Origin of the sequence: Shinella curvata (assembly GCF_022899935.1) — a bacterium.
In the GTDB taxonomy this organism is placed as follows: Bacteria; Pseudomonadota; Alphaproteobacteria; order Rhizobiales; family Rhizobiaceae; genus Shinella; species Shinella curvata.
On record NZ_JALJCJ010000004.1, the window covers coordinates 349,332 to 372,283 of the forward strand.

Sequence of the window (22,952 nt, forward strand, 5' to 3'; positions counted from 1 at the left end):
GCCGGCCTACCCGAAACGATCGCCGATGAGGCGCGTCCAGCCCTCGCCGGCAAGGCCGTTGAGGAAGGGCTGGCCATGCGTCAGCGCTGCGAGAATGGCGGGGTCGCGGGCGTGCACGACGGTCGAGGACGTGTGCAGGAAGGCGCATTTCTTGCCGATCATCGCCTGCAACAGCTCAGGCTGCGTGCGGCCCCTGACCGCGACGAGGCCGCGGTCATAGGCATTGCGAACAAGGCAGTCGATGACGATCGCTTCGTGCCCCGGCGCCGCCATGATCTGCACGACGCGGCCGATGCCGCCGGGATTGCCGTAATAGAGATAGAGGCCGACCGGCTTGCCGGAGCGGGTGCGCACGATGTGCTGGATGCGCTCGCCATGCAGTGCCTTGCGTTCGGCGTGTTTCAGCATCCCCTCGAGCGTCGGCCGGTCCCAGGCAGGGCGCAGGGGAAACCGTGCGACGAGATCAACGCAGAGGGCGGCGAACTCGGCGTTGTCGGCAGGTTTCGCCTCGAGGGCGTCGGCCTTGCCGGCAAACGGCGTATAGTGCGACCAGCTCTGCTTGCCGCCGCGCCGGCGCAGGACGGCGTCGCCAAGTTTGGCGACGGGCGACAGCAGGCGCGCAGCCGAAACTTTCGCCGACGCTGCTTCCAGCGCGAAGGCGGCGGGTCTGAGGATGCGCAGCCATTCCAGGCTGTAAGGCGCCAGCACGCCTGCCCGCATCGTCCGCCACATGTCGGTGGAGACATCGTTCGACGTTTCGCTGAAGGAAAGGTCCTGCGGGCCCGACAGCACGTCGCGCAAGAGGCGCGCGCCGGCAAAGGGGTCGCTGTCGCGGTCGTCGCAGGCGAAGGTGCCGCAATTGGCGGCCAGCAGGCGGCGTCCGTCGAAATGCATCTCGACAGGCAGCACGCCGAGGAAGCCCGATACGGTGTCGTCTGCACGCACATGCACGCGCGAGAAAAGCCCGGCTTCGCGGTTGGCGCCGTCAAGGAAGAGGGTGTGGATATAGGCCTTCAGGTCGTCGTTCGCCGGCTGGCCGCTCTTGCGCAGCAATCGCTGGAAGAGGTCGGCGACCGCATCCACATCCCTTGCCTCAAATGAACGTACGCTCGACATCGCGACCCACTCAGAACCTGCCCCATTCCGGCTCCCGGCGAAGAATTGCCGTCAGTTTCCCTTACGTGAGGAGCATGAAGAAAGGGTCAAGAATGGAAAAGCGGCGCCGCTTGGGGCGCCGCCGATCTGTTTTACATGGCGTGGGTGCCGATATAGCCCAGCGAGGCCGCCGCCATCCAGAGCGCCATGGCGATCATCATCAGGTTCTCCGTCAGCGAGATGAAGCCGAGCGGGACGTTGCTTGCGCCGCCGACACAGGCGCATTTCAGCTCGCGTCTGTCGAGATAGACAGCCTTGAACACCGAGGCGGCGCCGATCGTACCGATGAAGAGGGCGACGGGGACGGACAGCCAGTTCAGCGCGCCCGCCACCATCAGCAAGCCGGCCAAGCCTTCCGCATAGGGGTAGATGTAGCTGTAGGGCACCCAGCGCTTGGCGAGCAGGTCGTAGTTGAGGAACATGGTGGCGAAGCTTTCCACGTTCTGCAGCTTGAGCAGCGCCAGCACCACCATCGAGAAGGCGATGAACCACTCGGCGGCGCGCAGCGTGAAGGGCGAGCCGCTGACGGCATAGCTTGCCGCCATCGCAGTCAGCGCCGTCAGGGCGAAGAGCACGATGACCGGCCGGTAGGTGGTGGCCTTCGGATCGGCGACGGGTTTGCCGAGATAGCGGCGCAGGTCGTCATAGCCCCCGACCCTGACACCGCCGATGAAGACCTGCGGCGTGGTGGCGACGCCATGTTCTGCCTTGAACGCGTCGGTCGCCTCACGGGTCGTCAGGTGGCGGTCCTCCACCACATAGCCCGAGCGCTTGAGCAGATCCTTCGCCTTGAGGCCATAGGGGCAGGTGTGGCTCTCCATCACCATGCGGTAGAGAACGGCCTTCTTGGCATCCTGGGTTTTGTCCAACATCTCACATCTCCTGTATTGTGAAATCGTTGGCAGGACTATAGGTTCCGTATCATGGTACGGAGTCAACAGCCAAAAGACCTGACGATCGGAAAATTTGCAGCGGCGGCCGATGTCGGCGTCGAGACGGTGCGTTTCTACCAGCGTCGAGGCCTGCTTCCGACGCCGAAGCGCGTCGGCGGCATCCGCCACTACGGCGAAAGCGACGTCAGCCGGCTGCGCTTCATCCGCCATGCGCAGGCGGCCGGTTTCACGCTGGAGGAGATCCGCCAGCTTCTGGCTCTCGATTCCGGCGAGGACCGCGCGGCGGCGCGCGAGATGGCGTCCAGACGCCTTGCCGAGCTCGATGCACGCATGGAGGCGCTGCAGCATGCGCGGGTCTCGCTGCAGAAGCTGGTGTCCGAATGTGCCATCGGCAAGACCGGGCCATGCCCGATCCTGAAATCCTTTGGTGCCTGAGGCCTGCCGGCCGAGGTCCTTGACAAAGGTCGAACGAGCGTATTTCAATCCTCTGCAATAAGCGGGATCGGTTCTCCCGTTATTCTCACATGACTTCGTTTGTCGAAGGGCAATAGCGCCCACAGCGGCCCGGTTTCCGGGGCTTCCCGCTGTGGGCTTTTCGTTTTGGTGGCTGATGCAGGAAAGCGTGAAGATCGGCATCCTCTATTCGACCTCCGGACCCTATGGGGCGATGGGGCGGGATGCGCATGCCGGCGCGGAATTCGCCTTTCACGATTATCGCGCCCGCGGCGGGTCCGAGATCGAGCCGGTCTTCTTCGATCCGCGTGCCGATCTCTCGGCCTATCTGGAGGGCGCGCGCAGCTTGATCCGAGACCATGGCTGCCGACACATTGTCGGCACCATCACGTCGTCGGCGCGGAAAGAAGTCATTCCGCTCGTCGAGAAACATGATGGCCTGCTCTGGTACATGTGTCCCTATGAGGGTTTCGAGGCGAACGAGAACGTCATCTATATCGGCGGCTGCCCCAACCAGCACCTGATCCCGCTGTTCGACTATCTGCTGCCCCGCCACGGCGCGCGGCCCTATCTCGTCGGTGCGAACTACGTCTGGGGCTGGGAAATGAACCGGCTGGCGCGTGAACTGATCCACAATGCCGGCGGCACGGTGCTCGGCGAGCGTTATCTGCCGCTTGAGGAAACCGCCGTCGAACGCATCGTCGCCGATATCGCCGAGAAGCGGCCGAGTTTCGTGCTGAACAATCTCGTGGGGCCGTCGAGCTACGCCTTCCTTGCTGCCATGCGCGAACTGGGTGAGCGCGACCCGGCCTTCCTGCCGGAAAACTGCCCGGTCGCCAGCTGCGACCTGCAGGAATGCGAACTCGGCGACATCAGGGACGGTGCCGCCCTCGGCCAGCTCTGCGCCGCCTCCTATTTCGATACGCTCGACACGCCCGACAACAAGGCCTTCAAGGCGCGGCTGACTGCCTGGAGTGGCGGCGAGCGTGTCGTCTCCAGCCTTTTCGCCAGTGCCTACACGGCCGTCAGCCTGTGCATCGCCGCCATCGAGGCCGCCGGTTCCGACGCGCCAGAGCGCGTGCGCGCAGAAGTTCTCGCCCGCGACTGGCCGTCGCTTTTCGGCGCTATGCGGGTGGATACGGCGACCAATCATGCCGCGCTGCCCTTCCTGCTCGGCCGCATCAACGACCGGCGCGGTTTCGATGTCATCGCCTCCGCCCCGGCACTCGCCGCCGATCCCTATCTGACGGGAGCGCCCACCAAGCCGGCGCCGCGCCTGAGGGTTGTGTCATGACGACGAGGACCCCGAATTTCACCGGCTGGCGTGCCGTCATCCTCAGCGAGGCGGATGGCAACACGGATCGCCTGTGCCGCCAGCTCGGCCTGCTTGGCATAGCCGTGTCTATCCAGTGGACACCGCTTGCGGCGGCCGACCTGCCGGATCTGGTGCTGATCGATGCCGATCGCGGCTGGGACGAGCTTCTGCTCTTTTCCGATGCTGCGCCGGCCTGCCCGGTGGTGGCGCTGCTCGGGTCGGAAGCGCCGGGCCGCATCTCCTTTGCGCTGCGGCACGGTGCCGGCGCGATCATCTCGAAGCCGGTCGCAGCCTCCGCCGTCTATCCGGCGCTGGTGCTTGCCGTCTCCATCCATGCCGAGCGGGTTGAAGCCCGCCGCCGCATCGACCATCTCGAAGAGCGGTTGAAGCTCAGGCCCATCGTCTTCGCCGCCATCGTCCGTCTCAAGGCCGAGCGGCACATTGATGACGAGAAGGCCTATGCCATCCTGCGCGACTGCGCGATGCGCCGCCGCATGCCCATTGAACAGCTTGCCGCCTTCTTCCTCGGCGGTTCCGAAACCTTGCGCGAGGTCGGTTGATGCGGGTCCTGAAGGAATTGTGCCGCCAGCCCGCCGCGGTTTTCGGTCTCGTCATCGTTCTCGCCGTGGTCTCTGCGGCCATCGCCGCACCGTGGCTTGCACCCTATGAGCCCGACAACCAGATGTTCGATGGCCTGACGCTGGAGGGTGCGCCGATGCCGCCCGGCGATCAGTTCGCGCTCGGCACGGATACGCTCGGCCGCGATCTGCTCTCGCGCCTGCTCTATGGCGCGCGCACCTCGCTGATCATCGGCCTTGTCGCCAACGGCATCGCGGTTGCCATCGGCCTCTTCGTCGGCGTGACTGCCGGTTACATGCGCGGCTGGGTCGGCGGCCTCCTGATGCGCTTCACCGACCTGATGATGGCCTTTCCGGCCTTGCTGCTCGCCATTGTGCTCGCCGCCATCCTGAAGCCCAGCCTCTGGATCGTTGCCATGGTGATCGCGCTGGTCAACTGGGTGCAGGTGGCGCGCATCGTCTATACGGAGACGCGCGGGCTGGTGGAGCGCGATTTCATCATGGCCGAACGGGCGCTCGGTGCGGGCAATGCCCGCATCGTGCTGCTGCATGTCCTGCCGCATCTCGTGCCGACGGCCATCGTCTGGGGCACGCTCGGCATCGCGACGACGGTGCTGCTCGAGGCCACGCTTTCCTTCCTCGGCATAGGCGTGCAGCCGCCGCAGCCCTCCTGGGGCAACATCATTTTCGAGAGCCAGAGCTATTTCCAGGCCGCTCCCTGGCTCGTCTTTTTCCCCGGCGCGGTGATCCTTTTGACGGCGCTCGCCTTCAATCTGGTGGGGGACGCGTTGCGCGACATCCTCGACCCGACGCAGCGGGGGCGCGGCTGATGGCGACGCTGCTTGCAAAACGTCTCGTGCAATCCTGCCTGATCCTGCTCGGCGTGGCCGCCATCACCTTCGTGCTGCTCTATGCACTGCCGGCGGACCCTGCGCGCATGCTCGCCGGCCGCAGCGCGACGGCCCAGACGGTGGAGAACATCCGCCGCGAACTCGGCCTCGACCAGCCGCTTCTCAGCCAGTTCCTGCACTATCTCGGCAATCTCGTTCAGGGCGATCTCGGCCGCTCCTATGCCCAGAAGACGGAGGTGGCGACGCTGATCGCCGCCCGCCTGCCGGCGACGCTGACGCTGATGGCGGCCGGCATCTTCGTCGAGGTGCTGCTCGGCCTCACCTTCGGCATCGTCGCGGCGCTGAACCGCGGCGGCGCCATCGACCGTATCGTCATGGCTTCCGCCTTCGTCGGCGTCTCCGCCCCGCAATTCGTCGTCGCGCTGCTGCTGCTCTACGTCTTTGCCGCCACGCTCGGCTGGTTCCCGATGAGCGGCTACGGCACGGCCGCCCATGTCGTGCTGCCGGCCATGACGCTCGGCATTCTCGGCGCCGGCTGGTATGCACGCATGGCGCGCTCGGCGATGATCGATGTGCTGAACCAGGATTTCATCCGCACCGCCCGCGCCAAGGGTCTTTCCGGCCGCCGCGTCGTGCTGCGCCATGCGCTGCCCAATGCCATCCTGCCCATCGTCGCGATGATCGGCATCGATATCGGCCAGTTCATGGGCGGCGTCGTGGTGGTCGAGGCGGTATATGGCTGGCCGGGCATCGGCCAGCTCGCCTGGCAGGCGATCCAGCAGGTCGACATTCCCATCATCATGGGCGTCACGCTCACCTCCGCCTTCGCCATCATCGTCGGCAATCTCGTCGCCGATTTGATCGCGCCAATGATCGATCCACGCATCCGTTCGCATTGAAACCAAAAGGGGAACTTTAAAATGTTCAATCGCTGGATTTTGACCACTACGACGGCGGCCGTGCTCGCCTTGTCTCCGCTGCTGGCCCATGCCGAAACGCCCGCCCAGGGTGGCGAGATCGTCGTGACCTACAAGGACGACATCACCACGCTCGACCCGCATATCGGTTACGACTGGGTCAACTGGTCGATGATCAAGAGCCTGTTCTCGCGCCTGATGGATTACGAGCCGGGCACCGCCAATCTCGTACCGTCGCTCGCCGAAAGTTTCGAGGTCGCGCCCGATGGCCTCACCTATACGTTCAAGCTGCGCAAGGGCGTGAAGTTCACCAACGGCCGCGAGATTGTCGCCGGCGACGTGAAATATTCCATCGAACGTGCCGTCAACCCGAAGACGCAGGGCCCCGGTGCCGGTTTCTTCGGTGCCATCAAGGGCTTTGACGACCTGACGGGCGGCAAGTCGGAACTGCTCTCCGGCATCGAGACGCCCGACGACCAGACTGTCGTCTTCCATCTTTCGCGCCCCGATGCGACCTTCCTGCATGTCATGGCGATCAACTTCGCCTCGGTCGTGCCGAAGGAGGCTGTCGAAGCCGCAGCGGGTGATTTCGGCAAGAAGCCGGTCGGCTCCGGCTCGCTTGTCCTCAAGGACTGGACGATCGGCCAGAAGCTCGTCTTCGAACGCAACCCCGATTACTTCGTCAAGGATGTGCCGCATGTCGACAAGGTGACGGTTGAGGTCGGCCAGGAGCCGCTGGTTGCGCTGCTGCGCCTGCAGAAGGGCGAGGTCGATATTGCCGGTGACGGCATTCCGCCGGCAAAGTTCCTGGAGATCAAGAACTCGCCCGAGGGTGCGGCGATGATCGTCGACGGCGAGCAGCTGCACACCGGCTACATCACGCTCAACACCAAGGTAAAACCCTTTGACGACGTGAAGGTGCGCCAGGCCGTCAACATGGCGATCAACAAGGAGCGTATCACGCGCATCCTGAACGGCCGCGCCACCGCCGCAAACCAGATCCTGCCGCCGCTGATGCCGGGTTACGACAAGGCCTTCACCGGCTATGCCTATGATGTGGAGAAGGCCAAGGCCTTGCTCGCTGAGGCCGGCCATCCGGATGGTTTCGAGACGGTGCTCTATTCCACCAACACCGATCCGCAGCCGCGCATCGCCCAGGCGATCCAGCAGGATCTCGCTGCCATCGGCATCAAGGCCGAGGTCCGCGCGCTGGCGCAGGGCAACGTGATCGCCGCCGGCGGCACGGAAGGCGAAGCGCCGATGATCTGGTCCGGCGGCATGGGCTGGATCGCCGACTTCCCGGATCCGTCCAACTTCTACGGCCCGATCCTCGGTTGCTCGGGCGCGGTCTCGGGTGGCTGGAACTGGCCGTGGTATTGCAACGAGACGATCGACAAGCGCGCCGGCGAAGCCGATGCCATGTCCGATCCGGCCAAGGCCGCGGAGCGCCAGGCGGCTTGGGGCAAGATCTTCACGGATGTCATGGCGGATGCGCCCTGGGTCCCGGTCATCAACGAGCGCCGTGTCGTGGCGAAGTCGCTGCGCATGGGCGGGCCTGACAACATCTACATCGATCCGACGCGCGTCATCAATTACGACGCGATCTTCGTGAAGCCCTAAGCTTTTGATGTCGCTCTCCCCGCCTCGGTGGGGAGGGCTTTCCAAGAACACTATGACGGGAGGCTTTCATGTGCGTCGCCTGCACCTATACCATCCACCGCGCGCAGCATAATTTCGGCTGGAACCGCGATTTTCCGCCGGCACTGACGGCCAAGCCCGGCGAGACCATCCTCTTCGAATGCCTCGATTCCTCCGGCGGCCAGCTCGGCAGGGATGCGACGCTGGAAACGCTGGCGGCGCTCGATTTCGGCAAGGTGAACCCGGTTTCCGGCCCTGTTTATGTCGAGGGTGCGGAGCCCGGCGACGCCCTGAAGGTGACGATCCGCAAGTTCCATCCCTCCGGCCACGGCTGGACGGCCAATATTCCGGGCTTCGGCCTGCTCGCCGACCAGTTCAAGGACCCGGCGCTGCATATCTGGTCCTATGACACGGCCTCCATGGCGCCCTCGGCCTTCGGCCCCGGCGGCCGGGTGCCGCTGAAGCCGTTTACCGGCACAATCGGTGTGGCTCCGGCCGAAGCCGGCCTGCATTCCGTCGTCCCGCCGCGCCGCGTCGGCGGCAATATGGACATCCGCGACCTGACGGCCGGCGTCACACTCTATCTGCCGGTCGAGGTGGAAGGCGCGCTGTTTTCCGTCGGCGATACCCATGCCGCGCAGGGTGACGGTGAGGTCTGCGGCACGGCGATCGAAAGCCAGATGAATGTCGAGCTGACCCTCGACCTCGTGAAGGGCGCCAATCTGCAGACGCCGCGCTTCACCACGACCGAGCCGGTGACGCGCCATCTTGACGGCGCCGGCTACGAGGTGACGACCGGCATCGGCCCGGACCTGATGACGGGTGCGCGCGAGGCGGTGATGCGCATGATCGACCTGCTCGTCGCCGAACACGGCTACAGCCCCGTCGATGCCTATATGCTCTGCTCGGTCTGCGGCGATCTCCGGATCAGCGAGATCGTCGACATGCCGAACTGGGTCGTCTCCTTCTACTTCCCGAGGATCGTCTTCGCGTGAACTCCAGCAATGCCGCCCCGGTTCTGTCCGTCCGCAACCTCTCCGTCGATGCGCGTACGCCCGAAGGGCTGAAACGCATCCTCGACGGGGTGAGCTTCGATCTCGCCGCCGGCGAGACGCTCTGTCTTGCGGGGGAATCAGGGTCGGGCAAATCCGTGACCTCGCTTGCCATCATGGGGCTGCTGCCGAAGGCGTCGCTGAAGGTCTCCTCGGGTGAAATCCGGCTGGAGGATCGCAATATCCTCGGCATCCCGCATCGGGCGCTGCGGAAAATCCGCGGCGGCGAGATCGCGATGATCTTTCAGGAGCCGATGACCTCGCTGAACCCGGTCATGACCATCGGCGACCAAATGGTGGAGGCGATCCGCGAGCACCGGGAGGATATTTCCGACGGCGCGGAGACGATCGCGCGCTCCATGCTCGACGCCGTGCACATGACCGAAGCGGCGCGCCGGCTGAAACAATTTCCGCATGAATTGTCGGGTGGCATGCGCCAGCGCGTGATGATCGCCATGGCGCTCTCCTGCCGCCCCAAGGTGTTGATCGCCGACGAGCCGACGACGGCGCTCGATGTCACGGTGCAGGCACAGATCCTGACGCTCATGCGGGAGCTGCGGCGCGAGTTTTCCACCTCCATCCTGATGATCACCCATGATATGGGCGTGGTCGCGGAGATGGCCGACCGGGTGGCGATCATGCAGCAGGGCAAGATCGTTGAGCAGGGCGATGCGCTCGATATTTTTGCCCGCCCGACAGAGCCTTATACGCGCCAGCTTCTGGCCGCCGTACCACGGCTTGGCGCCCATGCGGGTACGGACGCGCCGCCGCGCCTGACGCAGGCCACGTCACCCGCCGCCGAAAAGTCGGTGCTCGTCGTCAAGAATCTCAGCGTTACCTATGGTGCACGCAAAGGCTGGTTCAACCGGTCACAGATCGCGCCGGCGACGGTCAGCGGCATTTCCTTCTCCATAAAGGCGGGCGAAACGCTCGGCCTCGTCGGCGAAAGCGGCTCGGGCAAGTCGACTACCGGCAAAGCGGTGCTGAACCTCATTCCCTTCGAAGGCAGCGTCGAGATCGACGGGCGGGAAACGGCCGGTCTGAAACCGGCGGCGATGCGCCCCGTGCGCCGTATCGCCCAGATGATCTTCCAGGACCCCTACGCCTCGCTCGATCCGCGCATGACGGTGGGCGCGGCGATTGCCGAGCCGCTGGTCATCCACGATGTCGGCAATGCCTCGGAACGGCAGGACCGGGTAGCGGCGCTGCTGACCCGCGTCGGCATGCCCAGGGATGCGGTCAGCCGCTATCCGCACGAGTTTTCCGGCGGCCAGCGGCAGCGCATCTGTATCGCCCGCGCCTTGGCGCTGGAGCCGAAGCTGATCGTCGCCGACGAAAGCGTGGCCGCGCTGGATGTCTCCGTGCGTGCCCGCGTACTCGACCTGATGCTGGAATTGCAGGAGCAGATGGGCCTTGCCTATCTCTTCATCTCCCACGACATGGCCGTCATAGAGAAGATGTCACATCATGTGGCGGTCATGCGCGGCGGTCGCATCGTCGAGATGGACACGCGCCGGCAGGTATTCGAGAACCCGGCCGACGACTACACCCGCAACCTGATGGCCGCCGTGCCGATCCCCGATCCGACGCACTACCGAGAGGCAGTTACCGCTTAGGCTTCCAGTTCATCGACGAGGCGGGCGAGCATCGTATCGCAGCGCGCAAGCTGCTCCGCGCTGACGAATTCGTCCGGCTTGTGCCCCTGGTCCATGAAACCGGGGCCGCAGATGGCGGTGGACATGCCCAATTCCTGATCGAAGAGCCCGCCTTCCGTACCGAAGGCGACCTTGAGCGTGCCGTCGTCGCCGAGAATCCTTTTGAGGAGTGTCACGACCGGTGCATCCGCGCGGGTATTGAGACCGGGATAGCCCGAGACGGACGCGATCTCGATGCAGGCCATGGGAAAGCGGTTGCGATGGGGTTTTGCAATGGTCTCTGCATCGGCCGCGATACCGGCGAGGATGGCGTTAGGGTCGTCCTCGGCGATGTTGCGGATCTCGAAATCGATTTCGCAGCGGTTCGGTACGATGTTGAGGGCGGTGCCGCCCTGGATCATGCCGGCATGGATGGTGGAATAAGGAATGTCGTAAGCGTCGTCGCGTGCGCCATGGTTGGCCAGCGCCTCCTGCCGTGCCTGAAGCGCCTTGATGAAGGCGGCGCCGAGATGGAGCGCGTTCAGCGCATTCGGCGCGAGCGCCGAATGGCCTTCCTGCCCGTGGCAGCAGGCGCGCAAGGCGAGCTTGCCCTTGTGGCCCGTCGCGATCTTCATGCCCGTCGGCTCGCCGACGATGCAGAGCGCCGGCCGGTCGGATCGCGCCGCGAGCGCCTCGATCATGCCGCGCACGCCGATGCAGCCGATCTCCTCATCATAGGAGAGCGCAAGATGCAGCGGGCGCTTCAGCGGACGCTCGGCGGCGAGCAACATGGCGCGGAGCGCCGAGGCGACGAAGCCCTTCATATCCGCCGTGCCGCGACCGTAGTAGCGGCCGTCCCGCTCGATCAGCGTGAAGGGATCGCCCGTCCAGGCCTGCCCCTCGACCGGCACGACATCGGTATGGCCTGAGAGCACGACGCCGTCGGGCCCATCCGGACCGATGGTCGCGAAGAGATTGGCCCTGCTGCCGTCGGGATGGACAAAGCGCTCGATGCGCGCACCAGCGGCACGCAACAGGCCTTCTACATAGTCGAGCAGCGCGAGATTGGAGGTCCGCGAGAGCGTCGGCTCGGCGACGAGGCGGGCGAGGATTTCCGGGGTCGAGGGGATCATGCGCCCATCCGTCGTAAAATGGCGAGGGGCAGGATCGCCCCTCCATCGATCAGAGATCGCCCGGCACGCCGTAGCTCGGCGCGCCCGAAGGGTTGAGCGCGCGGGTGACATAGGCGTCCATCTCGCCGCGCCAGCGCTCCCAGAGTGCTGCGCATTCCTCGATAGGGTCGCCCTCGGTCCAGTCGACGCGCAGGTCCGCGACATTCCACGAGACCTTGTCGACCATGACAAGGCCCATGGAATGGACAGGGCCTTCCTCGCCGCCCGCCGCGATCGCCGCGCGCATGGCTGATATCAGCCGGTCGCCGAGATGCTGGTCTTTCGCGGCCTCGAAGGTATCCACCATCTTTTGCGGGATGTCTGTCGTCGTTAGCATGTTGCCGGCCGCAACGACATTGTTGCCGCGCGCCGTCGCGTGGGTGCCGAGGGTCTTTGCGCCGGAATAGCTTGCCGTCCCACCTGCCGCATCGACGAGCGCCAGCTGGCGGTATTCGATATTCGGGGCCTCGGCGACGAGACGGGCCAACGCCGCCTCGGCGGAAAGGCCTGTTGCCATCAGGTCCAGCCCTTTCGGGCCAAGACGTGGATCGGTAACATTCTGGGTCGAGACCGCACCGACGCCGGCGCGCACATGGGCGCAACGCGCCGCGACACTCGGCGAGGACGAGGAGACGGCGATGCCGAACATGCCGGTCCTCTCGCAGCGTCCGGAGATCGAGAAGGTCATGCCGCTCTCCTCAGGCTTCGTCGGGGATGACAGCGGTCGCCTCGATCTCCACCAGCCATTCCGGGCGGGCAAGCGCGGAGACGACAAGACCGGTCGAGACCGGGAAGACGCCCTGGAGATACTTGCCCATTTCGGTATAGACGGCCTCGCGGTAGCGGATGTCGATGAGATAGACGACGACGCGGCAGATATGGCTGAGGTCGGAGCCGGCCTCCTCCAGCAGCATCTTGATGTTTTCCATAGCCTTGCGGGCCTGTGCGCCGGCATCGCCGATATGCAGGCTTTCGCGCGTGTCGAGGTCCTGCGCGATCTGCCCGCGCACGAACACCGTAGCCCCCCGCGCCACCACCGCCTGGCAGAGGTCGTTATTCAGCTTTTGCTCGGGATAGGTTTCCTTCGTGTTGAAGGGGCGGATACGGGTGTGCACGGGCATGTTGGTCTCCTTGATGGCGATGGTTGGCGCCGCGGTTTCCCGCGGCGCAGGGGCGGGATTACTGGAGGAGCTGCGTCCAGACGCGGGTCACGAGATCCTGCGCGGCGGCCGAGCAGGTGCGCGAGAAGGTGATCGGCACGTCGGGATAGAGCTCCGGTGCCGTCTCCTTCGTGTTCTCCACCTTGTCCTCGATGACCTTCATCGGCGAGGAGTGCGAATAGAAGTTCATCTGCTCCGTGGCGTTTTCCAGCGTCGACATGAACTCGATGAACTTCACCGCATTGTCGTGGTTCGGTGCGCCCTTCGGGATGACGTAGCTGTCCATCCAGCCGACGAGGCCTTCCTTGGTCATGGCGAGCTTAACCGGCGAGCCGGTCTTGCGGGCGCGCAGCGAGTCACCGTCCCACCAGAAATGCGCGGAGACTTCGCCGGAGGCGAGGCGGCTTGCGATATTGTCGGAGGAATAGACGGCAACCGACGGCTTCTGGGCCATCAGCAGATCGAGCACCTTCTTCATTTCCGCCTGGTCTTCCGAGCAGAAGGGCACGCCGAGATAGAGTTGGGCAGCGCCGATCACTTCGTCGGGATAGGAGAGCAGCGCGATCTTGCCCTTCAGCTCGCCTTCCGGCTCGAAGAAGTATTTGAAGCTGTCAGTCGCACCCTTGTACTGGTCGGTATTCACCACGAAGCCGGCGGTGCCATAGGCGAGCGGGATGGAATAATCCTGCGTCTCGTCCCACCACTGGTTACGCCACTTCTCCTCGATATTCTCATAGGCCTTCAGCTTGCTGGCCCCGAAATTCTCGATGATGCCCTGGTCGATCATCACGCGCAGGAAGTGCTGCGAGGGGGTGGCGATATCGTAGCCGGAGGAGCCGGCTTGCAGCTTGGTCAGCAGGTCCTCGTTGGAGGTGAAGCTGTCGACATTCACCTTCACGTCGTTCTCCTTGGAGAACTTTTCGATGAGTGCAGGCGAGATGGATTCGGCCCAGGCGTAGATGTTCAACTCGCCGGCAGCTTGCGCGCTGGTGGCGAAGCAGAGGGCGAGGGCTGTGGCTGCAAAGTATTTTTTCATTTTATGTTCCTCTCTTTGGTTATGGTTCGGCCAGGTTAGTGTTCGGGATTGTCGCGTGTACCCCGTGCGGCAACCAGAAGCGCTGCGGTGGCGAGGACGAGCGAGGCGAGGATCAGCAGCGTCGCGATGGCGTTCAGTTCCGGCGAGGTGCCGGCGCGGATCAGCGAGAAGATATAGACAGGCAGCGTCGTCGAACCGCCGGTGGCGAGCAGGTTTGACGTGATGAAATCGTCCATCGAAATGAGGAAGGCGAGCATCGCGCCGGAGAACACGCCCGGGAAAATCAGCGGCAGCGTCACACGGCGGAAGGTCGTCCAGCTGTTGGCATAGAGGTCGGCGCTCGCCTCTTCCAGGTCGAGCGACATGCCCTGCAGGCGTGCGCGGATCGGCAGGAAGGCGAAGGGCGTGCAGAAGGCGGAATGGGCGACGATGAGCCGGACAAGACCGTTCTGGATGTCGAGCAATGAGAACAGGATGAGGGTCGCGACAGCCAGCACGATTTCCGGCAGGAGCAGCGGCAGGTTGACCACCGTTTCGGAGAGCTTGCGGAAACGGACGTTCTTGCCCCTGATGATGGCGAGGGCCGCCGAGAGCGCAATGAGGGTGGAGACGACGGTCGCCACGGCGGCGATGGTCAGCGAGGTTTCCAGCGCGCTCATCAGCGCGGCATTGTTCAGCGCCGAACCGTACCATTTAAGCGAAAAGCCCGTCCACACGCCGGCAACGCGATTGGCGTTGAAGGAATAGACGACGATGACGGCGAGCGGCACGTAGAGATAGAGGAAGAAGAAGATCGTGAGGGGGCCGAGGCCGGGATAGCGCTTGACGTCGTGACGGATGCTCATGGCCGGACCTCCCGGCGCGCGGCGCGCAGTGCCGTGGCGATCAGGAAGAGCATGACGAGGGCCATGAGCGTCATGGCGATGGCGGCGCCGAAAGGCCAGTTGCGGCCGCCGCCGAATTGCAGCTGGATCAGCGAGCCCATCATCATCTGCTTGCCGCCGCCCATCAGCGTCGGTTCGAGCACGGCGCCCAGCGCCGGTACGAAGACGAGGATGGCGCCGGCGACGAGACCGGGGGCGGTCAAGGGCAGGATGACCCGGCGCAGCGTCACCCAGCGGTCGCCGTAGAGATCGTGCGAAGCCTCGATCAGCGTGCCGTCGAGCTTTTCGATGGAGGCGAAGACCGGCAGCACCATCAGCGGCATGGCGGTATAGACCATGGCCGTCAGCGTCGCACCGTCGTTGAACATGAAGCTCATGCCGGCGGGAAAACCGAGCTGTTCGAGCAGGCTGGGCAGGGTGCCGTCCTTGCCGAGGATGATCATCCAGGCATAGACGCGCAGAATCATCGAGACCCAGAAGGGCAGGGTGACGAGATAGACGAGAACAGCCTTGCGGCTCGCCGGCTGGCGCGAGATGAAATAGGCGACGGGCACGGCGAAGAGGAGGCAGATCAGCGTCGTGGCGCCGGCCAGAAGGAAGGTGCGGCCGATGATCAGCAGATATTGCGGGGTGAATTCCAGTTCCCCGGTCCAGCCTTCGTTGAACAGGATCTGGCTATAGCCGGCGAGGTTGAAATCCCAGGTGAAGCCGCCATAGGCGCCGCGGGTCGCGACCGAGACGGCGGCGATGATGAAGATCGGCAGGATCAGCGCGAAGCCCATCAGCAGCCGCGACGGCAACAGGCCCCAGAAGGAAAGGTCGTGCCAGAACCGGGCGCGCGGCGCGCGCTCCAGTCCGGCGGGGGCGTGGAGGGCGCTGTCCGTCATGCCGCCAGCACCCGTGCGGAGCCCGCGACGAAGCCAACCGGAACCGTCGCGCCGAGCGGGATCGTGTCGCCCTCGCGCGAGGCGTTGCGGCGCGAGGCGCGCAGCTCCGTGCCTGCGACGTCGAGCGTGTAGTGGGTGTAGCCGCCCATATAGTTCTTGTTGGTGACGCGACCCTCGAAGGTGATGCCTTGCGCCTGGTTGCCGAGATTGATCTTTTCCGGCCGCACGGAAAGGGTCGCGCGCCCCTTCGCGGCGCTGCCGGTTGCCGGTACCGTGATATCGAGGCCGAAGGGTGTGCGGATCGTCGCCTGCCCCCCAAGCGTTTCGAGCACTTCGATATCCAAAAAATTCGTCTCACCGACGAAATCGGCGACGAAGCGGTTGACCGGCTCCTCGTAGATTTCCGTCGGCGTGCCGATCTGCTGCACCTCGCCACCGCCGAGCACGGCGATGCGGTCGGACATGTCGAGCGCCTCTTCCTGGTCGTGCGTGACGAAGACGAAGGTGATGCCGGTGTCCCGCTGCAGGGTACGCAGTTCGTCGCGCATCGCCTGGCGCAGCTTCAGGTCGAGGGCGGACAGCGGCTCGTCGAGCAGCAGCACTTCCGGTTCGGGGGCGAGCGCGCGGGCAAGCGCGATACGCTGGCGCTGGCCGCCGGAAAGCTGGGCGGGCTTGCGCCTGGCCATCGCCGACATGTGGACGCGCTCCAACATCTCGCCGACACGGGCCTTGATGCGGCCCTTCTCCCAGCCGAGATTTTCCAGGCCGTAGGCGACGTTCTGTTCCAGCGTCATATGCGGGAAGAGCGCGTAGCTCTGGAAGACCGTGTTGACGCGGCGCTTGTGCGGCGGGATCGAGACGACCTCTTGGCCATTGAGCAGGATCGAACCCGTATCCGGGCTTTCGAAGCCGGCGAGCATGCGCAGAAGCGTGGTCTTGCCGCAGCCGGACGGGCCGAGCATCGTGAAGAACTCGTTGCTGCCGATATGGAAGCTGACCGATTTCAGCGCCTGATAGGCCCCGAAGTGCTTGGAGACGGACTGGACTTCGATGGCCTTGGCTTGGGTCATGCTGTAATCCTCACGCCGGCTCGAGCTGGGTGACTTCGCGGCGGAAGGGCAGGGCATCGCCGATATCGGGCGTGTCCAGTTCCCGCGCATAGCGATGGCCGGCATAGGTCGCCCAGGCGATGGGGGCGGGTGCCGCGGCATCGCCGATGATCTTCACCGTCTTGATGCCGGCGTCGGCCCAATCGTCCTTGCGGGCGATCAGGTCGTTGTAGAGCGCATCATCCGAAAGGCGCGAGGCGACCATGACGACGGCGTCGCAGCCGATGGCGGTCTTGCGGCCGGTATAGGTGCAGTTCGTCTCGACCTCGCCGGCGCGGATGGCGGTGACGCCGCGGTTGAGGCGGATATCGACGCCGAGATCGTCGAGGCGCACATGGATCGCGCCCTGTTCCAGCGTGTTGCGCGTCCAGTCGGAGACATAGGCCGAAGGCGTGACGAGGATGACCCTGGCGCCGGCCTTGGCCATCACCTCGGCCATGACGCCGCCCATGTAATAGTGGTCGTCGTCATAGACCACGACGGTCTTGCCGGCGAGGTTTTCCGGGTGCACCTTGCCCATGACGTCATCGGGGGTCCATACGGTCATGCCGGGATCGATCGACATTGGCACGACATGCTGGCGGGCCACACCGTCGCGGCGCCAGTGCGAGCCCGTGGCGATGGCGACATGCTCGAAGCCGAAGCCGAGCACGTCGTCGGCCGTCAGGCGGCTGTCGAAATAGGTCTCGACATTGGTGCGCTGGGAAATCTGGTACTGGCGGTAGTCGACGACGCGGCCCCAGGCGGAGAGGCCGGGGAGCAAGCGCTCGCGGGCGACGCGGCCGCCAAGCGTGGTCGTGGCTTCCGCCAGCGTCACGTCATAACCGCGCATCGAAAGCGCACGGGTGGCTTCGAGACCGGCCGGGCCGGCGCCGACGACGAGCACGGTCTGGCTGTCGCCCTTCTCGTTCATGCGTTCCGGGTGCCAGCCCTTGCGCCATTCCTCCATGAAGGTCGGGTTCTGCGTGCAGCGGCTGATCGACATGGTCATGTCGCCGGTGATGCACATGTTGCAGCCGATGCATTCGCGGATGTCCTCGATGCGGCCTTCCTCGATCTTCTTCGGCAGGAAGGGATCGGCGATCGACGGGCGGGCGCAGCCGATGAAATCGAGCACGCCCTGGCGGATCATGCGCGCCATGACATCCGGCGAGGTGAAGCGGCCGACGCCGACGACGGGCTTCGAGGAGAGTTCGCGGATGCCCCTGACCAGCAGTTCCTGTGCGCCCTCCTCCTTGAAGCGCGAGGGGCCGGAACAGTCTTCCCAGGCGCCGTGCGCGAGGTCCCAGAGATCGGGCAGGTCGGCGTTCATCTCGACGAATTCGCGCACTTCGGCATTGGAGAAGCCGAGTTCGCCGATCGTCTCGTCGAGGCTGACACGGAGCGTGATCGCGGTCGTGTCGCCGACTGCGTCGCGGATATCGGCGATCACCTCGCGGGCGAAACGCGAGCGGTTTTCGAGGCTCCCGCCATATTCGTCGGTACGCTGGTTGGTGGCGCGCGACAGGAAGTGCTGGAAGATCCCGAACCCGTGAGCGCCGTAAAGACAGATCAGGTCGAAGCCGGCGATCTTGGAGCGCTTGGCGGCATTGACGAACCAGCGGCGCAGGTCCTTGATCTCGGCCTTGTCGAGCGCGCGGGCCTGCACCGGGTCGTTGGTGAAGGTGCGGATCGGCAGGGCCGACGGGGCGAGCGGCACTTCCTTCGTATAGAAATTCGGGCCGTTGATGCCGGAATAGGCGAGCTGGATGCCGGCGAGCGCGCCGTGCACCTTCATGGCATCGGACATGCGGCGAAGGCCGGGAATGTCCTTGTCCTCCCACAGGCGCAGCTCGATGAACGGCGTGATTTCCGAGGTGTGGTGCATCTCCGTCTGCTCGGTGAAGATGACGCCCCAGCCGCCTTCCGACTTGATGCCGCGCATGGCCGCGGCCGCCGAAGGATCGCGGTAACCGCCGCCGTTGCAATGCGGCACCTGATAGAACCGGTTTTTCGCGATGTGCGGGCCGATCGCGAGAGGTTCGAACAGGATATCGTATTTGGCGTCGCGCATGGCAGTCCTCGGAGTTTCTGGGTCTATAGGATTGGGCAACGAGCTTCCGGTAAATGACGCGTTCCGGAAACATGGATTAGGTTCAGACTAATCAGGGTCTGCCGTGTGGCGGCTTCCTAATTTCAATCTGCGCGCGAAGGCGTGACTTCGCCGCGGCGGCTAGAAAATTCTCTTTTATTTTCATTGTGTTGTGAAGGGAGAAGACATGCGTTTCGGCCCCGCAGACATGCGGGATCGCACCATGCCGCCTCCGATGCGCGAAAACCGGGCGGCGCGCTGCCGCCCGGACAGGCGCCTGCCTAGTATTTCACCCACACGGTTTTGAGCGCGCAGTACTTGTCGAAGCTGTGGATCGACAGGTCGCGGCCGAAACCGGACTGTTTCATGCCGCCGAAGGGCGTCATGGCCGAGAGCGCATCGACGGTGTTGACCGAGACCGTGCCGGCATTCAGCCGATCGGAAACGGAGAGCGCGCGCGACAGGTCCTTCGTCCAGACGGAGGCGGCGAGGCCGTATTCGCTGTCGTTGGCCATGCGCAGCGCCTCCTCGTCGCTGTCGAAAGGCATGATGGCGAGCACGGGGCCGAAAATCTCTTCCCGCGCGATGCGGGCGTCCGGCGCGACGTCTTTGAAGATGGTCGGCTGGATGTAGCAGTCCGAGCCGTCGCGCGTCTCGCGCGCACCGCCATGGGCAAGGCGGGCCTCCTTGCGGCCGATGTCGATATAGGAGGCGACACGGTCGGCATGGGCCCTTTCCACCAGCGGTCCCATGCGGGTGGCGGGATCGAGCGGGTCGCCGAGCGGCCAGGCGGCTGTGGCGGCGATGACCTTCTGCGTGAATTCCTCCTGCACGGAGCGATGCACCAGCAGGCGCGAATTGGCCGAGCAGACCTCACCGGAATTGAACAGGATGCCGAAGGCGGCCATCTCGGCGGCCTTGTCGAGATCGGCATCGGCGAAGACGAGGTTCGGCGATTTGCCGCCGGTCTCCAGCCACACCTGCTTCATGTTGCTCTGGCCGGCATAGGTCATGAACAGTTTGCCGACCTTGGTCGAGCCGGTGAAGACCAGCGCATCGACATCCGGATGCAGGCCGAGCGCCCGGCCGGCATCCTCGCCGAAGCCCGGCACGACGTTCAGCACACCATCCGGCAGGCCGGCTTGCGAAGCGAGTTCGGCGAGCATCAGGGCGGAGAGCGGCGATTGCTCGGCCGGCTTCAGCACCACGGAATTGCCCGTCGCCAGCGCCGGCGCGAGTTTCCACGTCGCCATGTCGAGCGGGAAGTTCCACGGCACGACGGCGCCGATGACGCCGAGCGGCACGCGGCGGATGAGCGCGAGGTCGCCGCGTCCCGTCGGGGCGATTTCGTCATAGAGCTTGTCGATGGCTTCGGCATGCCACTGGAAGAAATGCGCCGAGCCGGGCGCGTCGATAGTCGAGCTGTCGCCGATCGGCTTGCCGACATCGAGCGTTTCGAGCAGTGCCAGTTCCGGGATGTTCTCGCGGATGAGGGCGGCAAGGCGCAGCAGCACCTCCTTGCGCTCAGCCGGCGATTTGCCCGACCAGCGGCCGTCATTGAAGGCGCGCCGCGCGGAGGCGACGGCGGCGTCGATATCCTCGGCGGTGCCGCGTGCGACGGCGGTCAGAACCTGCGCGTTGGCCGGATTGATGGTCTCGAACCGGCTGCCCTTCGCCGCTTCGCGGAACTTGCCGTCGATATAGACGCCGTTGCGGAATTTCAGGCTCTGGGCGCGGGCGCGCCAATCGATCGTCGTGGTCATGAACTGCCTTTCTGGTCTTTGGGGCGAGCGGCGGAGACCGGCAGGTCCATGACCATGTCGCCGATCTTCTCGCCGCAGAAATCGATGAAGCGCCGCACCGTCAGCGCCGGGCTCACGCCACCCATGGAGAGGATGCCCATGCGCATGGGGCGCAGGTTGCCGGTGAGCGGCACGAAGGAGAGCTTGCCGCCGTCGAGCGCATAAGTGGAGACGGGGCGGATATTGGCGATGGAATAGCCGAAGCGGTTGGCGACCATGGCGCGCATCACCGACATGTCGCGCGTGCGCTCGACGATCTGCGGCGAAAGCCCCGCCTCGCGGAACAGCGAGAGGAAATAGGCCGAGCTGTGCGGCAGGTCGAGCAATATCATCGGATGGGATGCGAGATCCTCGATCGTCACGGCGCTGCGGCCGGCGAGCGGGTGATCCTCATGCAGCACCGCATAGGGCGGCAGCACGGCCAGCTCATGGAAGGCGATGTCGGCGGGAATGTCGAGATCGTAGGACAGCGCGATGTCGAAGCGCGCCATGCGCAGCCCCTCCAGGATGCGCGCCTGGTCGCGCTCGTACTGGAAGAAATCGACATCGGGATATTCGTCGGAAAAGGCGCGTCGCAGCGCAGGGATGACGGCCTGCGCGAAGGTGACGAGACAGGCGACATGCAGCGGCCCGCGAATCTGCCCGGTCAATTCGTTGGAGAGTGCATTCAGCTTGGCGGCTTCACCGAGAATCTGGCGCGCCTGGTCGACGAAGGTGTGCCCGGCCTGCGTCAGAGACAGGCCATGCGCATGGCGCCGCACGAACAGCGTGATGCCGAATTCCTTCTCCAGCTGCGAGATCGCCGCCGAGACGGAGGGGGCGGAAACGTTCACCCGCTCGGCCGCCTCGGTGACGGAGCCGTATTCCCCGACCGCGACGAGATATTCCAGTTGCCGGAGCGTGAAGCGCAACACCATGTCTGTTCCCCTGTTGAGGCCCCAATTAAGGAACAGATTTTTCTGCGCGGGAAGAGCGTGGCTCTCCGGGCTGTGGATGAGCCGGCTCGTGCCGGGATCCTGGTCTCGCATCATCGCATGCTCGCCCCCTCCTGCGGCCGCGTTCAACACCCTCAGGAGGCCGCGGTTGCGGCCCCGGTTTTCTCATCGCTGCGGTGCTCGGCGATATAGCCGGCCAGATAATCCGCATCGTGCCAGCAGCCCCAGATGAAGGAGGAGGCGCGGCGCGACAGCCAGGGCAGGCCGATGAAGAACAGGCCGGGCACCTTAGAAACGCCGCGCTCATGCACCGGCCGGCCCTTTTTATCGAGCGCGTCGAGCTTCAGCCAGCTGTAATCGACCGCATAGCCCGTCGCCCAGATGATGGAGGTGATGCCGGCTTCCTTGAGGTTCAGCGCGAGGATCGGATCGGTCACGCAGGCCGGGTCCGGCTCCTTGTGGCGGGCTTCCGGCTCTTCCGGCAGGTCGAGATTGTTTTCCGCGGCATAGGCATCGGCGCGGTCGAGCAGCGACAGCTGGTTGGCGTCGCCGCGGGCGATGTTGTCGGCAAGATCGGGCGCGATCTGCAGCACGCCGTCCTTGAAGCTCTCCGCCCGGCCGAGCAGGGTCATGCCGCGATTGCCGAGGCGTCGGAAATCGACGGTGTTGCCGCCATAGGCGCCGCTGACGGCGATGGTGACGTGTTCGGTGTTCGGCGCGGGCACCTTGAGGTCCCAGATGCCGAGCACGCCGAGCCACCAGCAGAAATCCTTGCCGCGATAGCGGCGCGGCGGGCGGTCATGCGGGCCGATGGAGAGATAGACGCGACGTCCCGCGCGCAACAATTCGTCGGCGATCTGCGTGCCGGAGGAGCCGGCGCCCACCACCAGCACCGCACCCTCGGGCATCTGGCCGGGATTCCGGTAGGTGTTGGAATGGATTTGGGTGAGGCCCTCTTCCGCCGGTACCAGCGCCGGCGTGACCGGCCGCTGGAAGGCGCCGGTGGCGGAGACGACGTTCTTCGTCTCGATGACGCCATCGGAGGTTTCGACGCGGAAGCTGTCACCCGCGCGGGAGACGCTCTTTACCTCGACGCCGGTGCGGATCGGGGCGTTGATCATTTCGGAGTAAGCGACGAAATAATCGGCGACCTGTTCCTTCGGGGCGAAGGCATCGTCTTCCAGGCCGGGAAAGGTCATGCCGGGGAAACGGTCGTGCCAGGCGGGGCCGTTGGCCACCAAGCTGTCCCAGCGCGCAGTGCGCCAGCTTTCGGCGATGCGGTTCTTTTCGAGCACCAGATGGGGTACGCCGCGCTTGCCGAGATGTTCGCTCATGGCGACGCCGGCCTGGCCGGCGCCGATGACGAGCGTGTCCACTTTTTCCACTGACATGCCGGCTTCCCCTTGCTTT

General features: G+C 64.9%; 21 protein-coding genes. 8 read left to right on the plus strand and 13 right to left on the minus strand.

Annotated elements, in window-relative coordinates:
• Positions 1-6: 6 nt before the first annotated feature.
• Together MUU55_RS16590 and MUU55_RS16595 are read right to left on the minus strand one after the other, a co-directional pair.
• Positions 7-1,083, minus strand: coding sequence for a hypothetical protein (locus MUU55_RS16590; RefSeq protein ID WP_244761857.1), 1,077 nt, complete (start codon positions 1,081-1,083; stop codon positions 7-9).
• A 164-nt stretch (positions 1,084-1,247) separates the two neighbouring features.
• A complete protein-coding gene (locus tag MUU55_RS16595; RefSeq protein ID WP_244761858.1) occupies positions 1,248-2,027 on the minus strand; it encodes a glutaredoxin family protein in 780 nt (259 codons plus the stop codon).
• 51 nt (positions 2,028-2,078) lie between these two features.
• Here MUU55_RS16595 and MUU55_RS16600 point away from each other — a divergent pair, with 51 nt between their 5' ends.
• The 8 genes from MUU55_RS16600 (at position 2,079) to MUU55_RS16635 (ending at position 10,468) form a co-directional block, all read left to right on the plus strand.
• Entirely contained in the window at positions 2,079-2,483 is a 405-nt protein-coding gene (locus MUU55_RS16600) for a MerR family transcriptional regulator (protein WP_244761859.1), read from the plus strand.
• A gap of 175 nt (positions 2,484-2,658) precedes the next feature.
• Entirely contained in the window at positions 2,659-3,795 is a 1,137-nt protein-coding gene (locus tag MUU55_RS16605) for a transporter substrate-binding protein (RefSeq protein ID WP_280519009.1), read from the plus strand.
• Entirely contained in the window at positions 3,792-4,376 is a 585-nt protein-coding gene (locus MUU55_RS16610; protein ID WP_244761861.1) for an ANTAR domain-containing response regulator, read from the plus strand. Before MUU55_RS16605 ends, MUU55_RS16610 begins: the two co-directional genes overlap by 4 nt.
• Complete coding sequence (locus MUU55_RS16615; protein WP_244761862.1) at positions 4,376-5,224, plus strand: ABC transporter permease; 849 nt, start codon at positions 4,376-4,378, stop codon at positions 5,222-5,224. The genes MUU55_RS16610 and MUU55_RS16615 overlap by 1 nt, the downstream gene beginning before the upstream one ends.
• Entirely contained in the window at positions 5,224-6,144 is a 921-nt protein-coding gene (locus MUU55_RS16620) for an ABC transporter permease (protein WP_244761863.1), read from the plus strand. Before MUU55_RS16615 ends, MUU55_RS16620 begins: the two co-directional genes overlap by 1 nt.
• Before the next feature lie 21 nt (positions 6,145-6,165).
• Positions 6,166-7,782: an ABC transporter substrate-binding protein gene (locus tag MUU55_RS16625; protein ID WP_244761864.1), complete on the plus strand. Its 1,617-nt coding sequence runs from the start codon at positions 6,166-6,168 to the stop codon at positions 7,780-7,782.
• A gap of 68 nt (positions 7,783-7,850) precedes the next feature.
• A complete protein-coding gene (locus MUU55_RS16630; RefSeq protein WP_244761865.1) occupies positions 7,851-8,795 on the plus strand; it encodes an acetamidase/formamidase family protein in 945 nt (314 codons plus the stop codon).
• Complete coding sequence (locus MUU55_RS16635; RefSeq protein ID WP_244761866.1) at positions 8,792-10,468, plus strand: ABC transporter ATP-binding protein; 1,677 nt, start codon at positions 8,792-8,794, stop codon at positions 10,466-10,468. The genes MUU55_RS16630 and MUU55_RS16635 overlap by 4 nt, the downstream gene beginning before the upstream one ends.
• Here MUU55_RS16635 and argE read toward each other — a convergent pair.
• From argE to MUU55_RS16690, 11 genes are all read right to left on the minus strand, one after another.
• Positions 10,465-11,619, minus strand: a complete 1,155-nt coding sequence (gene argE, locus MUU55_RS16640; RefSeq protein WP_244761867.1) for an acetylornithine deacetylase — start codon at positions 11,617-11,619, stop codon at positions 10,465-10,467. The two genes, MUU55_RS16635 and argE, sit on opposite strands and share 4 nt — an antisense overlap.
• 49 nt (positions 11,620-11,668) lie before the next feature.
• A complete protein-coding gene (locus MUU55_RS16645; RefSeq protein ID WP_244761868.1) occupies positions 11,669-12,346 on the minus strand; it encodes a DUF1028 domain-containing protein in 678 nt (225 codons plus the stop codon).
• 10 nt (positions 12,347-12,356) lie between these two features.
• The gene (locus MUU55_RS16650; RefSeq protein ID WP_050743390.1) at positions 12,357-12,779 is read right to left on the minus strand and encodes a RidA family protein; all 423 of its coding nucleotides are present in this window, start codon (positions 12,777-12,779) and stop codon (positions 12,357-12,359) included.
• Between the two features lie 58 nt (positions 12,780-12,837).
• On the minus strand, positions 12,838-13,854 hold the full coding sequence (locus tag MUU55_RS16655) for an extracellular solute-binding protein (RefSeq protein WP_244761869.1): 1,017 nt from the start codon (positions 13,852-13,854) through the stop codon (positions 12,838-12,840).
• Between the two features lie 35 nt (positions 13,855-13,889).
• Positions 13,890-14,699 carry an ABC transporter permease gene (locus MUU55_RS16660; RefSeq protein WP_244761870.1) on the minus strand — a complete coding sequence of 270 codons (810 nt, stop codon included), beginning with the start codon at positions 14,697-14,699 and terminating at the stop codon, positions 13,890-13,892.
• Entirely contained in the window at positions 14,696-15,625 is a 930-nt protein-coding gene (locus MUU55_RS16665) for an ABC transporter permease (protein WP_244761871.1), read from the minus strand. Before MUU55_RS16665 ends, MUU55_RS16660 begins: the two co-directional genes overlap by 4 nt.
• Positions 15,622-16,695: an ABC transporter ATP-binding protein gene (locus MUU55_RS16670; protein WP_280518990.1), complete on the minus strand. Its 1,074-nt coding sequence runs from the start codon at positions 16,693-16,695 to the stop codon at positions 15,622-15,624. The genes MUU55_RS16665 and MUU55_RS16670 overlap by 4 nt, the downstream gene beginning before the upstream one ends.
• Positions 16,696-16,705: 10 nt before the next feature.
• On the minus strand, positions 16,706-18,787 hold the full coding sequence (locus tag MUU55_RS16675) for an oxidoreductase (protein WP_244761872.1): 2,082 nt from the start codon (positions 18,785-18,787) through the stop codon (positions 16,706-16,708).
• Between the two features lie 299 nt (positions 18,788-19,086).
• Positions 19,087-20,568, minus strand: a complete 1,482-nt coding sequence (locus tag MUU55_RS16680; RefSeq protein ID WP_244761873.1) for an aldehyde dehydrogenase — start codon at positions 20,566-20,568, stop codon at positions 19,087-19,089.
• Positions 20,565-21,524: a LysR family transcriptional regulator gene (locus MUU55_RS16685; RefSeq protein ID WP_244761874.1), complete on the minus strand. Its 960-nt coding sequence runs from the start codon at positions 21,522-21,524 to the stop codon at positions 20,565-20,567. The genes MUU55_RS16680 and MUU55_RS16685 overlap by 4 nt, the downstream gene beginning before the upstream one ends.
• A gap of 152 nt (positions 21,525-21,676) precedes the next feature.
• Complete coding sequence (locus MUU55_RS16690; RefSeq protein ID WP_244761875.1) at positions 21,677-22,933, minus strand: flavin-containing monooxygenase; 1,257 nt, start codon at positions 22,931-22,933, stop codon at positions 21,677-21,679.
• Positions 22,934-22,952: the final 19 nt, after the last annotated feature.

Excerpts from the sequence above, each read along its gene's own strand:
- MUU55_RS16625 (WP_244761864.1), top strand. The coding sequence starts at position 6,166 with ATGTTCAATCGCTGGATTTTGACCACTACGACGGCGGCCGTGCTCGCC.
- MUU55_RS16670 (WP_280518990.1), bottom strand. The coding sequence starts at position 16,695 with ATGACCCAAGCCAAGGCCATCGAAGTCCAGTCCGTCTCCAAGCACTTC.
- MUU55_RS16615 (WP_244761862.1), top strand. The coding sequence starts at position 4,376 with ATGCGGGTCCTGAAGGAATTGTGCCGCCAGCCCGCCGCGGTTTTCGGT.
- MUU55_RS16610 (WP_244761861.1), top strand. The coding sequence starts at position 3,792 with ATGACGACGAGGACCCCGAATTTCACCGGCTGGCGTGCCGTCATCCTC.
- MUU55_RS16650 (WP_050743390.1), bottom strand. The coding sequence starts at position 12,779 with ATGCCCGTGCACACCCGTATCCGCCCCTTCAACACGAAGGAAACCTAT.
- MUU55_RS16600 (WP_244761859.1), top strand. The coding sequence starts at position 2,079 with ATGGTACGGAGTCAACAGCCAAAAGACCTGACGATCGGAAAATTTGCA.
- MUU55_RS16645 (WP_244761868.1), bottom strand. The coding sequence starts at position 12,346 with ATGACCTTCTCGATCTCCGGACGCTGCGAGAGGACCGGCATGTTCGGC.
- MUU55_RS16595 (WP_244761858.1), bottom strand. The coding sequence starts at position 2,027 with ATGTTGGACAAAACCCAGGATGCCAAGAAGGCCGTTCTCTACCGCATG.
- MUU55_RS16630 (WP_244761865.1), top strand. The coding sequence starts at position 7,851 with ATGTGCGTCGCCTGCACCTATACCATCCACCGCGCGCAGCATAATTTC.
- MUU55_RS16685 (WP_244761874.1), bottom strand. The coding sequence starts at position 21,524 with ATGGTGTTGCGCTTCACGCTCCGGCAACTGGAATATCTCGTCGCGGTC.
- argE (WP_244761867.1), bottom strand. The coding sequence starts at position 11,619 with ATGATCCCCTCGACCCCGGAAATCCTCGCCCGCCTCGTCGCCGAGCCG.
- MUU55_RS16620 (WP_244761863.1), top strand. The coding sequence starts at position 5,224 with ATGGCGACGCTGCTTGCAAAACGTCTCGTGCAATCCTGCCTGATCCTG.
- MUU55_RS16605 (WP_280519009.1), top strand. The coding sequence starts at position 2,659 with ATGCAGGAAAGCGTGAAGATCGGCATCCTCTATTCGACCTCCGGACCC.
- MUU55_RS16675 (WP_244761872.1), bottom strand. The coding sequence starts at position 18,787 with ATGCGCGACGCCAAATACGATATCCTGTTCGAACCTCTCGCGATCGGC.
- MUU55_RS16660 (WP_244761870.1), bottom strand. The coding sequence starts at position 14,699 with ATGAGCATCCGTCACGACGTCAAGCGCTATCCCGGCCTCGGCCCCCTC.
- MUU55_RS16680 (WP_244761873.1), bottom strand. The coding sequence starts at position 20,568 with ATGACCACGACGATCGATTGGCGCGCCCGCGCCCAGAGCCTGAAATTC.
- MUU55_RS16665 (WP_244761871.1), bottom strand. The coding sequence starts at position 15,625 with ATGACGGACAGCGCCCTCCACGCCCCCGCCGGACTGGAGCGCGCGCCG.
- MUU55_RS16690 (WP_244761875.1), bottom strand. The coding sequence starts at position 22,933 with ATGTCAGTGGAAAAAGTGGACACGCTCGTCATCGGCGCCGGCCAGGCC.
- MUU55_RS16655 (WP_244761869.1), bottom strand. The coding sequence starts at position 13,854 with ATGAAAAAATACTTTGCAGCCACAGCCCTCGCCCTCTGCTTCGCCACC.